The 11028-nt window shown below is 68.6% G+C and carries 13 protein-coding genes and 1 pseudogene; 12 read left to right on the forward strand and 2 right to left on the reverse strand.

Going from position 1 to position 11028, the window contains the following annotated elements; genetic code table 11:
* The 7 genes from B2P18_RS00115 to B2P18_RS00145 form a co-directional block, all read left to right on the forward strand.
* The coding region (locus B2P18_RS00115) for a PadR family transcriptional regulator (protein ID WP_349677477.1) at positions 1–364 on the forward strand (364 nt) is incomplete at its 5' end.
* Positions 361–1059 (forward strand): HAAS signaling domain-containing protein, encoded by a 699-nt coding sequence (locus B2P18_RS00120; RefSeq protein WP_286955227.1) that lies wholly within the window; start codon positions 361–363, stop codon positions 1057–1059. The genes B2P18_RS00115 and B2P18_RS00120, both read left to right, overlap by 4 nt.
* Positions 1060–1585: 526 nt before the next feature.
* Complete coding sequence (gene rpsL, locus B2P18_RS00125; RefSeq protein WP_019286362.1) at positions 1586–1960, forward strand: 30S ribosomal protein S12; 375 nt, start codon at positions 1586–1588, stop codon at positions 1958–1960.
* Entirely contained in the window at positions 1960–2430 is a 471-nt protein-coding gene (rpsG, locus tag B2P18_RS00130) for a 30S ribosomal protein S7 (RefSeq protein WP_019286361.1), read from the forward strand. Before rpsL ends, rpsG begins: the two co-directional genes overlap by 1 nt.
* Positions 2431–2544: 114 nt before the next feature.
* Complete coding sequence (gene fusA / locus B2P18_RS00135) at positions 2545–4647, forward strand: elongation factor G (RefSeq protein ID WP_286955230.1); 2103 nt, start codon at positions 2545–2547, stop codon at positions 4645–4647.
* A gap of 135 nt (positions 4648–4782) precedes the next feature.
* Positions 4783–5976 (forward strand): elongation factor Tu, encoded by a 1194-nt coding sequence (gene tuf / locus B2P18_RS00140; RefSeq protein WP_029211823.1) that lies wholly within the window; start codon positions 4783–4785, stop codon positions 5974–5976.
* Between the two features lie 132 nt (positions 5977–6108).
* Entirely contained in the window at positions 6109–6921 is an 813-nt protein-coding gene (locus B2P18_RS00145) for an enoyl-CoA hydratase-related protein (RefSeq protein ID WP_286955233.1), read from the forward strand.
* A 25-nt stretch (positions 6922–6946) separates the two neighbouring features.
* Here B2P18_RS00145 and B2P18_RS00150 read toward each other — a convergent pair whose 3' ends face one another.
* The gene (locus B2P18_RS00150; protein WP_286955235.1) at positions 6947–7639 is read right to left on the reverse strand and encodes a DUF2599 domain-containing protein; all 693 of its coding nucleotides are present in this window, start codon (positions 7637–7639) and stop codon (positions 6947–6949) included.
* Positions 7618–8379: a DUF2785 domain-containing protein gene (locus tag B2P18_RS00155; protein WP_286955236.1), complete on the reverse strand. Its 762-nt coding sequence runs from the start codon at positions 8377–8379 to the stop codon at positions 7618–7620. The genes B2P18_RS00150 and B2P18_RS00155 overlap by 22 nt, the downstream gene beginning before the upstream one ends.
* Positions 8380–8797: 418 nt before the next feature.
* Here B2P18_RS00155 and rpsJ point away from each other — a divergent pair, with 418 nt between their 5' ends.
* The 5 genes and pseudogenes from rpsJ to B2P18_RS00180 form a co-directional block, all read left to right on the forward strand.
* The gene (rpsJ, locus tag B2P18_RS00160) at positions 8798–9106 is read left to right on the forward strand and encodes a 30S ribosomal protein S10 (protein WP_012867945.1); all 309 of its coding nucleotides are present in this window, start codon (positions 8798–8800) and stop codon (positions 9104–9106) included.
* A gap of 10 nt (positions 9107–9116) precedes the next feature.
* Positions 9117–9776, forward strand: a complete 660-nt coding sequence (rplC, locus tag B2P18_RS00165) for a 50S ribosomal protein L3 (protein WP_051274124.1) — start codon at positions 9117–9119, stop codon at positions 9774–9776.
* 5 nt (positions 9777–9781) lie between these two features.
* Positions 9782–10441: a 50S ribosomal protein L4 gene (gene rplD, locus B2P18_RS00170; protein ID WP_029211828.1), complete on the forward strand. Its 660-nt coding sequence runs from the start codon at positions 9782–9784 to the stop codon at positions 10439–10441.
* On the forward strand, positions 10438–10737 hold the full coding sequence (gene rplW / locus B2P18_RS00175; RefSeq protein ID WP_019286353.1) for a 50S ribosomal protein L23: 300 nt from the start codon (positions 10438–10440) through the stop codon (positions 10735–10737). Before rplD ends, rplW begins: the two co-directional genes overlap by 4 nt.
* A gap of 42 nt (positions 10738–10779) precedes the next feature.
* Positions 10780–11028 (forward strand): annotated as a pseudogene (locus B2P18_RS00180) (50S ribosomal protein L2); the annotation flags it as partial.

Here is an 11028-nt window from a genome sequence, read left to right on the forward strand (position 1 = left end):
GGCTCCTTCTGGGAGCCGGCCCGCGCCGCTGCGTCCCCGTCCCAGCCTGTCCGCCCCGCCCCTCGCCGTGCTGGCGGTGCTGGCGCGCGAGGGCGAGGCCTACGGCTATGTCCTGCTCCAGGCGCTCGACGAGGCCGGCCTGCCGGACCTCAAGGGCGGCACGATCTATCCGCTCCTCAACCGCCTGGAGAAGGACGGTCTCGTCACCTCCACCTGGCGGGCGGGGGAGTCGGGGCCGGCCCGCACGTACTTCGCGGTCACCGATGCGGGCAGACGGACGCTCGAGTCGGGGGCCCACGGATGGTCACGGTTCGCGGAGCGGATCACCACGATCCTCTCCCCAGGGGCAGGGAGGTCCCGATGATGGTCGACCATCTCGAGCTGCGCAGCTATGTCACCGAGCTGCGCGAAGCTCTGGACCGGGCGGGCGTGGCTCCGCAGGAGCGTGAGCAGATCGTCGCCGAGGTGGAGTCGCACGTCACCTACACGGGGGAGCGGCCGGTGGATGCCTTCGGGCCTCCCCGGGTCTACGCCGCGCAGTATGCCGAGGGGCCCGCCCGCCTCGACGGGAACGCCTCGCGCCCCGGCGACGGCATCCCGGGCTGGGAGGTGGTGATCCTCCTGCTGGCCGCGCTGTTCGCGCCGTACGCCTTCGTCCTCGTCCTGGCCTCGTTCGTCGTCGCCGCCGGCGGCGCTGCCTATGTGGGGGCTGAAGGGCTCGTCGTGCCCATCCTGCTGTCGCTGGCGGTGGCGGGCCTGACCTGGTGGGCGGTTCGGTCCTATCGCCGCCGCGCCGGCGCGTCCACCCTGGGGGCGTGGGTGGTCGCGGCCGGGGTGCTCATGCTCGCGGGGCTGTGCGTCGTCGTGGTGAGCGGCTTCGCGGTCTTCCAGACGACGGCGAGCCAGCACTGCACGTTGTTGGACGGCGTGGAGCAGTGCACGAGCAGCAGCGGCTCGTCGCCGATGGCCGTGAGCCTGCCCGAGCTGCTCCTCGTCGGGGGTCTGGTCCTGCTGGTGGCGGTCCTGGCGGCCATCGTCCTGCGGGCCCGGCGCCGCTGACCTCTACCACGTCCGCCATGGGCGCTCCGCCTTACGGCCCTCGCTCGTCGGCTGCTGACGCCCCTCCACCTCGTCGCCACCCTCGCATCCCCCCACCTCGTCGTGCCCCCACCTCGTCGTGCCCCCACCTCGTCGTGCCCCAGCGATCGTGAGCGCTTCGTCCAAGAATCCTGGACGAAACGCTCACGATCTCGTGGGCGAGCGAGGCGTGAGCGGGGGCCGGGTGGGGAGCGGTGGTCGGTGATTTGGAGCGCTCCGTGATATCGCGGTAATCTTGTCCACTGTGTCGTGCTTGACACGGACACTGCGTGCCCTCTCCACCGAGCGGGCCACGGGGGCTGATGGCCCCCGGGGCGGCTCGGGGGATGACCACACACCCTCTGCCTGGCGCCCACGACCTCTGGTCGGGGGAGTGCGGGGAGGGGCACCGCTCGACACGCCCGACCTCGGGTCACGGCGAGCGGCATGACAAGGAGTCCGGCCGGGAGACCGGTGGGGCTGACCATCAGATACGTACGGAGACTACGTGCCAACCATCAACCAGCTCGTCCGCAAGGGGCGGCAGGACAAGGTCGACAAGAGCAAGACCCCTGCCCTCAAGGGCAGCCCGCAGCGCCGCGGCGTCTGCACCCGCGTGTACACCACCACCCCCAAGAAGCCGAACTCCGCGCTGCGCAAGGTCGCTCGCGTGAAGCTGACCTCGGGCATCGAGGTCACGGCCTACATCCCGGGTGTCGGTCACAACCTGCAGGAGCACTCGATCGTGCTCGTGCGTGGTGGCCGTGTGAAGGACCTTCCCGGCGTCCGCTACAAGATCATCCGCGGCTCGCTCGACACCCAGGGTGTCAAGAACCGCAAGCAGGCTCGCAGCCGCTACGGCGCCAAGAAGGAGAAGAAGTAATGCCTCGTAAGGGCCCCGCTCCGAAGCGCCCCCTCGTCGTCGACCCGGTCTACGGCTCGCCGCTCGTGACCCAGCTGGTCAACAAGATCCTGCTGGACGGCAAGAAGTCCATCGCCGAGAACATCGTCTACGGCGCCCTCGAGGGCTGCCGCGACAAGACCGGCTCGGACCCCGTGCTGATCCTCAAGCGCGCCCTGGACAACGTCAAGCCGGCCCTCGAGGTCAAGAGCCGCCGTGTCGGTGGCGCGACCTACCAGGTCCCGGTCGAGGTCAAGCCCGGCCGTTCCACCACGCTGGCCCTGCGCTGGCTCGTGGGCTACTCGCGCCAGCGTCGCGAGAAGACCATGACCGAGCGTCTGATGAACGAGATCCTCGACGCCAGCAACGGCCTCGGCGCCGCTGTCAAGCGTCGCGAGGACACCCACAAGATGGCCGAGTCCAACAAGGCCTTCGCGCACTACCGCTGGTAAGACCTGCACGCCGGCGACCCGGGCACCACCTGGGTCGCCGGCACCACCGGGCCTCCCGATCGCGGAGCCACCCGGCCTGCTTCATCACCGACTCGAAGAGATGAGAAAACAGACGTGGCACTCGACGTCCTGACGGACCTGAAGAAGGTCCGCAACATCGGCATCATGGCCCACATCGATGCCGGCAAGACGACGGCGACCGAGCGGATCCTGTTCTACACCGGCATCAACTACAAGATCGGTGAGACGCACGACGGCTCGGCGACGATGGACTGGATGGAGCAGGAGCAGGAGCGCGGCATCACCATCACGTCCGCCGCGACGACGTGCTTCTGGGAGGGCCACCAGATCAACATCATCGACACCCCCGGGCACGTCGACTTCACGGTCGAGGTGGAGCGCTCGCTGCGCGTCCTCGACGGTGCGGTCGCGGTGTTCGACGGCAAGGAGGGTGTCGAGCCGCAGTCCGAGACCGTGTGGCGCCAGGCCGACAAGTACCAGGTCCCACGCATGTGCTTCGTCAACAAGATGGACAAGCTCGGCGCGGACTTCTACTACACCGTGCAGACCATCGTGGACCGCCTCGGCGCGGAGCCGCTGGTCCTGCAGATCCCGATCGGCTCCGAGAGCGACTTCGTCGGTGTCATCGACCTCGTCTTCAACCGCGCGCTCGTGTGGCACGGCGACGTCAAGATCGGTCAGGACTACGAGATCGAGGAGATCCCGGCCGAGCTCGCCGACAAGGCCGAGGAGTGGCGCAGCAAGCTCGTCGAGCGCGTCGCCGAGTCCGACGAGGAGCTGCTGGAGAAGTATCTCGGTGGCGAGGAGCTGACGCCCGAGGAGATCAAGGCGGCCGTCCGCAAGATCACCCTCGCGGGCGAGGTCAACCCCGTCCTGTGCGGCACCGCGTTCAAGAACAAGGGCGTGCAGCCCCTGCTCGACGCGATCGTCGACTACCTCCCCTCGCCGCTGGACGTGCCGGCCATCCAGGCCCACGACCCCAAGGACGAGGAGAAGATCATCGAGCGTCACTCCGACGCTTCGGAGCCCTTCTCGGCGCTGGCCTTCAAGGTCGTGTCGCACCCGTTCTTCGGCCGCCTCACCTACGTCCGCGTCTACTCCGGCGAGGTCAAGCAGGGCGACATGATGCTCAACGCGACCAAGGGCAAGAAGGAGCGCGTCGGCAAGCTCTTCCAGATGCACGCCAACAAGGAGAACCCCGTCGACCACGCGACCGCGGGCCACATCTACGCGATGATCGGTCTCAAGGACACGACGACGGGCGACACCCTGGCGGCCCAGGACCAGCCGGTCCTGCTGGAGTCCATGACCTTCCCCGAGCCGGTCATCAACGTGGCCATCGAGCCCAAGACCAAGGGTGACCAGGAGAAGCTCTCCACGGCCATCCAGAAGCTCGCCGAGGAGGACCCGACCTTCCGCGTCGAGCTCGACGAGGAGACCGGCCAGACCATCATCAAGGGCATGGGCGAGCTCCACCTCGACATCCTCGTCGACCGCATGCGTCGTGAGTTCAAGGTCGAGGCCAACGTCGGCAAGCCGCAGGTCGCCTACCGCGAGACCATCCGTCGCGCCGTCGAGAAGTACGACTACACCCACAAGAAGCAGACGGGTGGTTCGGGCCAGTACGCCAAGGTCCAGCTGACCTTCGCGCCCATGGACACGTCCGAGGGCAAGATGTACGAGTTCGAGAACAAGGTCACCGGTGGCCGCGTCCCGCGCGAGTACATCCCGTCGGTCGGCGCCGGCATCGAGGAGGCCATGAACCAGGGCGTCCTCGCCGGCTACCCGATGGTGGGCGTCAAGGCCACCCTGCTCGACGGTGCCTACCACGACGTCGACTCCTCGGAGATGGCGTTCAAGATCGCCGGCTCGATGGCGTTCAAGGAGGCTTCCCGCAAGGCCGACCCGGCCCTGCTCGAGCCCATGATGGCCGTCGAGGTGCGTACGCCCGAGGACTACATGGGCGACGTGATCGGTGACCTCAACTCCCGCCGTGGCCAGATCCAGGCCATGGAGGACATCAGCGGCGCCAAGATCGTTCGCGCTCTCGTCCCGCTGTCCGAGATGTTCGGTTACGTTGGCGACCTGCGTTCCAAGACCCAGGGTCGCGCCAACTACACGATGCAGTTCGATTCCTACGCCGAGGTTCCCAAGAACGTCGCGGAGGAGATCATCAAGAAGACCCGAGGCGAGTAACCGATTCGGAGGTCTGGCGGCTTGCCCGCTAGACTTCCGGATTGCGTCTCAAACAAGCACCATCCCTGACAGACGACGCCACGTCCTGCTTGGTCGTACGGCGTAACACCAAAGAAGTCCTGAGGAGGACCCCCAGTGGCGAAGGCTAAGTTCGAGCGGACCAAGCCGCACGTCAACATCGGCACCATTGGTCACATCGACCACGGTAAGACGACGCTGACGGCTGCGATCTCGAAGGTTCTGCACGACGCGTACCCGGACCTGAACCCCCAGTTCGCGTTCGAGGACATCGACAAGGCTCCCGAGGAGCGTCAGCGCGGCATCACGATCTCGATCGCTCACATCGAGTACCAGACCGAGGGTCGTCACTACGCGCACGTCGACTGCCCGGGTCACGCCGACTACGTCAAGAACATGATCACCGGTGCTGCTCAGATGGACGGTGCGATCCTGGTCGTCGCCGCCACCGACGGCCCCATGCCGCAGACGAAGGAGCACGTCCTCCTGGCCCGCCAGGTCGGCGTCCCCTACATCGTCGTGGCGCTCAACAAGACCGACATGGTCGACGACGAGGAGATCCTCGAGCTCGTCGAGATGGAGGTCCGTGAGCTCCTGTCCGAGTACGAGTTCCCGGGCGACGACCTGCCGGTCGTGCGCATCTCCGCGCTCAAGGCGCTCGAGGGCGACCCCGAGTGGGGCAAGTCCGTGCTCGAGCTCATGAACACCGTGGACGAGTACATCCCGGAGCCCGCTCGCGACACCGACAAGCCGTTCATGATGCCGATCGAGGACGTCTTCACGATCACCGGTCGTGGCACCGTCGTCACCGGTCGTATCGAGCGCGGCATCCTCAAGGTCAACGAGGAGGTCGAGATCGTCGGCATCCAGGAGCGCACGCAGAAGACCACGGTCACCGGCATCGAGATGTTCCGCAAGCTCCTCGACGAGGGTCGTGCGGGCGAGAACGTCGGTCTGCTGCTCCGCGGCACCAAGCGCGAGGACGTCGAGCGCGGGCAGGTCGTCTGCAAGCCCGGCTCGATCACCCCGCACACCGAGTTCGAGGCCAGCGTCTACATCCTGTCCAAGGACGAGGGTGGCCGTCACACGCCGTTCTACGACAACTACCGTCCCCAGTTCTACTTCCGTACCACTGACGTGACGGGCGTCGTCCACCTCCCCGAGGGCACCGAGATGATCATGCCCGGCGACAACACTGAGATGAAGGTCGACCTCATCCAGCCCATCGCCATGGAGGAGGGCCTGAAGTTCAACATCCGTGAGGGTGGCCGCACCGTCGGTGCGGGTCAGGTCACCAAGATCCTGAAGTGATCTGAGCTCCTGCGGGAGCGATCTCGAGGCGGGGTCCGGACATCATGTCCGGGCCCCGCCTTCGTCATACCCGCCACCATGCGGCAGGCTGGGCACCGGCATCCCGCGCACCCCACCACTGGAGGAAGTCCCATGGACCTCGGCACCTTCGAGACCCTGCTGGTCGAGCAGGACGGCGACGCGCTCGTCGTCACCGTCAACCGCCCGTCGGCGATGAACGCCCTGGCCGGACAGGTCATCGCCGACCTGGAGGCCCTCACCGTGGCGGTCGAGTCCCAGGTGGGCTCCGCCGGCCGCTGGCCCGTCAAGGGCATCATCGTCACGGGGGCGGGGGACAAGGCCTTCGTGGCGGGGGCGGACATCGTCGAGATGCAGAGCATGAGCCCGGACGAGGGGGAGGCCTACTCGCGCCGGATGCAGGGAGTCACCGAGCGGCTCGAGGCACTGCCGCTGCCGGTCATCGCCGCCGTCAACGGCTTCGCCCTCGGTGGTGGGTGCGAGCTCGCCATGGCCTGCGACTGGATCTATGCCTCCGAGAACGCCAGGTTCGGCCAGCCTGAGGTCAGCCTCGGCCTCGTGCCAGGCTTCGGGGGATCGGTCCGTATGGCGCGGCGCGTCGGTGCGGCCATGGCTCGCGAGCTGATCTTCACGGGGCGCATGGTCAAGGCCGACGAGGCCCTGCGCATCGGCCTGGTCAATCGCGTGTATGCCGACCCGGCCGCCCTGCTCGAGGGCGCCAAGGCCACCGTCGCCGAGCTGGCGACAAAGAGCCCTGTGGCGGTCGCCGCCTGCAAGGCACTGATGTCCGAGGTGGCTCCGCTCCCGGTGCCGGAGGGTCTGGATCGTGAGGCCCAGGCCTTCCGCCGGGCCTTCGAGACCGAGGACAAGGTCGAGGGCGTGCGGGCCTTCGTGGCCAAGGAGAAGCCGGCCTTCCCCGGACGATGAGGGGGATGTCGACCGGGCGACGGACTCAGCGTCCGTCGGGGTCGACGAGGTCGCCCGGGTTGCAGCCCGCCGCGACGGTCGCCGGGTAGCCGACGTCGGGCCTGCCCGGCTCGAGGTTCCACCGCTCCTTGCTCGCGGCGAAGGCCATGTGGCAGCGCAGCTGGTCAGCCATCCCCGGGCGCGTCATCTCCGGGTAGGCGGAGCGCAGCCGGGTGACGAGGGCCTCCGTGGCGCCCGGCCACGAGCGCGCCACCCATGACGGCGTCACCTGCAGCGACCGCACGGTGCCCCGTCGCACCCAGCGCGCCCGGTCCACGAGGGTGGAGGTCGTGCGCACCACGCGGGTGCCTGCCCGGTCGGAGCAGGCACGACCGTCCTGGACCGAGAGCCGAGCGCCCTCCGGGGTGACCTGCCACCCGGACACCATGTCGCCGTCGGCGATCACGACCCAGGTGCCTGACAGGCCCTCGACGAGGTCCTGCCCGGGCGTGAGGCGCGCAGCGGACGGCACGGCGTGGCGACAGGTCGCGGCGGGGGAGTCCCCGCTGCTCGAGACCAGGCCCGGGCCGGCGGGTGCCCGGCCCCCGGTCGAGGGGGACGCCAGGGTCGCCGGCGCGGACCCGACCGGACCTGCTGGCTGCTGACCGCCCTGGCACCCCCCGATCGAGAGGGCTGCCGCCAGGGCGACGGCTCGCGTCAGCCCTGCGGTGCGAGCCACGGCTCGACGGCCTCGAGCAGGGACCTGATGTGCTGCTGCACCCGTCCCGCGTGCTTGACGGAGCGAGGACGCTCGGCGGGGACCCGGCCGTCCACGAGGACGTAGAGGCTGCGCAGCGTGCGACAGGTGTTGATGGTGTGCGCCGGTATCGGCACGGTGGGGTCGCCCACCCTGGGCGTCAGCTCCTTGATCCACCGGGTCGCGACCTTCTCGGTCAGGTCGTCCTGCAGCAGCACCTGCGCGATCGCCAGCGCCAGACGGTCCTCCTCCTGGTCGCGCCACACGGTGGACGCCGGGTGGAGAAGCCTGCGGGACACCGCGGCGAGCAGCTGCGCCGCCGGCACGGTCCCCGTCTCGCCGAGCACCCCCACCACGTCGGCGCCGTGCGCCACGGCGTGCACCCAGCCGAGCTGGGCGTCGTACCCACGCTGGTCCGGCTCCTCCGCCCACCAGGTCAGGAAGGGCTCGGTCCACGCCCGCCGCCAGGCGTGCGCGTGAGCGAGGTAGGCCAGCGGCACCGCCGCGAAGGACCGGGTGTGGGCGTCGGGGGCCTGCAACAGCTCCACGAGCTGGTTGCCGAGCGCCTGGCGCTCCTTGCGTCCCATCGCTCCGGCCTCGCGCAGCAGATCGGCGACCGCCTGCTCCCGCGCGGTGGCGTCACGGGCCGTCAGCCCGGTGAGGGCCGTCGCCGGCGCTGGGCGCAGCGCCGAGGAGGACGAAGCGGGGTCGGTTCCGGGCATGGCCCCCATGCTCCCAGACGGACGAGAGAGGACGGTGACGGCGTGTCGGCTGGCGCCGGTGCTGGGACCCGCTCCGCCGGGCGTCCCAGGATTTGGATCCTGCTCGTCGATCTGTCAGACTAGACAGGTTGCTTGACGCGTGGTCGACGCCTGTCCTCACGGACATGTCGGCGCCACCGTCCCTCGCGAGAGGTTACTAGCACCACCGGACGGTCCTCGGACTGGCTGATGGCCTGTGACTTCCCTGCGGGGGAGCTCGAGCCCCGGCCCAGACGGACCGGCCCCATCACGGGTTAGCCCGCAGATCCTGCGTGCGCTCGTGCCGCGAAGCGGGTGCGACACGCCCGACCGCGGGGGCCGGAGGACGACTGGATCGGCCACAGACCAGCAGGACAGACGAGAGAGAGTCAACGAAGCGATGGCGGGACAGAAGATCCGCATCCGGCTTAAGTCGTACGACCACGAGGTCATCGACAGCTCGGCGCGCAAGATCGTGGACACCGTGACCCGTGCGGGCGCGACGGTGGTGGGCCCCGTGCCCCTCCCGACGGAGAAGAACGTGTTCTGCGTCATCCGTTCGCCCCACAAGTACAAGGACAGCCGCGAGCACTTCGAGATGCGGACGCACAAGCGTCTCATCGACATCATCGACCCGACGCCCAAGGCCGTCGACTCGCTGATGCGTCTCGACCTGCCGGCGGACGTCAACATCGAGATCAAGCTCTGAGGAACCCGACATGACTAACGCTGCTATCGAGCGCAACGTCAAGGGCGTCCTTGGCGAGAAGCTCGGCATGACCCAGGTCTGGGACGCGGACAACCGCCTCATCCCCGTCACGGTCATCAAGGCGGGCCCCTGCGTCGTCACGCAGGTCCGCGACGCCGAGAAGGACGGCTACCAGGCCGTCCAGATCGCCTTCGGCGCGATCGACCCGCGCAAGGTCAACAAGCCCATGACCGGCCACTTCGAGAAGGCCGGTGTGTCGCCGCGCCGCCACCTGGTCGAGCTCCGCACCTCCGACTCCGCGGACTACTCCGTCGGCCAGGAGATCACGGCGGAGGCCTTCGAGGTCGGCTCGGACGTCGACGTCACGGGCACCACCAAGGGCAAGGGATTCGCGGGCGTCATGAAGCGCCACGGGTTCAAGGGCGTCTCGTCCTCCCACGGTGCGCACCGCAACCACCGCAAGCCGGGCTCGATCGGTGGCTGCTCCACCCCGGGTCGCGTCTTCAAGGGCATGCGCATGGCCGGCCGCATGGGCGGCGTGCGCCAGACCACCCAGAACCTCACGATCCACGCCGTGGACGCCGACAAGGGCCTGCTGATCATCAAGGGTGCCGTCCCCGGTCCCCGCGGTGGCGTGGTCCTCGTGCGCACGGCCGCCAAGGGGGCCTGATCCACATGACGACCATCGACATCCTGGACGCCAAGGGCGCCAAGGCCGGCTCCGTCGAGCTGCCGGCCGAGGTCTTCGACGTCCAGACCAACATCCCGCTGATCCACCAGGTCGTGGTGGCCCAGCTCGCCGCCGCTCGTCAGGGCACGCACAAGGCCAAGACGCGCGCCGAGGTGCGCGGCGGTGGCGCCAAGCCGTACCGCCAGAAGGGCACCGGTCGCGCCCGTCAGGGTTCGACGCGTGCGCCGCAGTTCGCCGGCGGTGGCGTCGTCCACGGGCCCGTGCCGCGTGACTACTCGCAGCGCACCCCCAAGAAGATGAAGGCCGCCGCCCTGCGTGGCGCCCTCTCGGACCGCGCTCGTCACGGTCGCGTCCACGTCCTGTCCTCCCTCGTCGAGGGTGACGCGCCGTCCACCAAGGTGGCCGCGAACGTCCTCGGTGGCATCAGCGGGCGCAAGAACCTGCTCGTCGTCATCGAGCGCGAGGACACGCTGGGCATGGCGTCCGTCCGCAACATCGCCAACGTGCACATCCTGGTCGCCGACCAGCTCAACACGTACGACGTGCTCTGCGCGGACGACGTGGTCTTCACCCAGGGCGCTCTCGAGGCCTTCCTGGCCAAGGGCACCCCGGCGGCCGCCAAGGCTGAGGAGGACACCAAGTGAGCACCATCAAGGACCCCCGCGACATCCTGCTCGCGCCGGTCGTCTCCGAGAAGTCGTACGGACTGATGGACCAGGGCAAGTACACCTTCGTGGTGGACCCCCGGGCCAACAAGACCGAGATCAAGATCGCCATCGAGCAGATCTTCAAGGTCAAGGTGGACTCCGTGCACACGCTCAACCGCCCGGGCAAGACCCGCCGCACGCGGTTCGGCCTCGGCAAGCGCAAGGACACGAAGCGCGCGATCGTCACCCTCAAGGAAGGGTCGATCGACATCTTCGGAGGCGCTGGCGTCTGACGCCGGCGACCGAGGATCGACTAGGACACTGAGGGATCAGACATGGCTATCCGTAAGTACAAGCCCACGACGCCGGGTCGTCGTGGCTCGAGCGTCGCGGACTTCGTAGAGGTCACGCGCAGCACACCTGAGAAGTCGCTGGTGCGCCCGCTGCCCAAGAGCGGTGGACGCAACTCGAGCGGCCGCATCACCACCCGCCACATCGGCGGTGGCCACAAGCGCGCCTACCGCGTGATCGACTTCCGTCGTCACGACAAGGACGGCGTGCCCGCCAAGGTCGCTCACATCGAG

Source organism: Arsenicicoccus sp. UBA2120 (assembly GCF_002330965.1).
Lineage (GTDB): Bacteria > Actinomycetota > Actinomycetes > Actinomycetales > Dermatophilaceae > Arsenicicoccus > Arsenicicoccus bolidensis.

Coding starts and splice junctions, on each gene's coding strand:
- B2P18_RS00120 (WP_286955227.1), top strand. CDS start 361: ATGATGGTCGACCATCTCGAGCTGCGCAGCTATGTCACCGAGCTGCGC.
- rpsG (WP_019286361.1), top strand. CDS start 1,960: ATGCCTCGTAAGGGCCCCGCTCCGAAGCGCCCCCTCGTCGTCGACCCG.
- B2P18_RS00145 (WP_286955233.1), top strand. CDS start 6,109: ATGGACCTCGGCACCTTCGAGACCCTGCTGGTCGAGCAGGACGGCGAC.
- B2P18_RS00155 (WP_286955236.1), bottom strand. CDS start 8,379: ATGCCCGGAACCGACCCCGCTTCGTCCTCCTCGGCGCTGCGCCCAGCG.
- rpsJ (WP_012867945.1), top strand. CDS start 8,798: ATGGCGGGACAGAAGATCCGCATCCGGCTTAAGTCGTACGACCACGAG.
- rplC (WP_051274124.1), top strand. CDS start 9,117: ATGACTAACGCTGCTATCGAGCGCAACGTCAAGGGCGTCCTTGGCGAG.
- rplD (WP_029211828.1), top strand. CDS start 9,782: ATGACGACCATCGACATCCTGGACGCCAAGGGCGCCAAGGCCGGCTCC.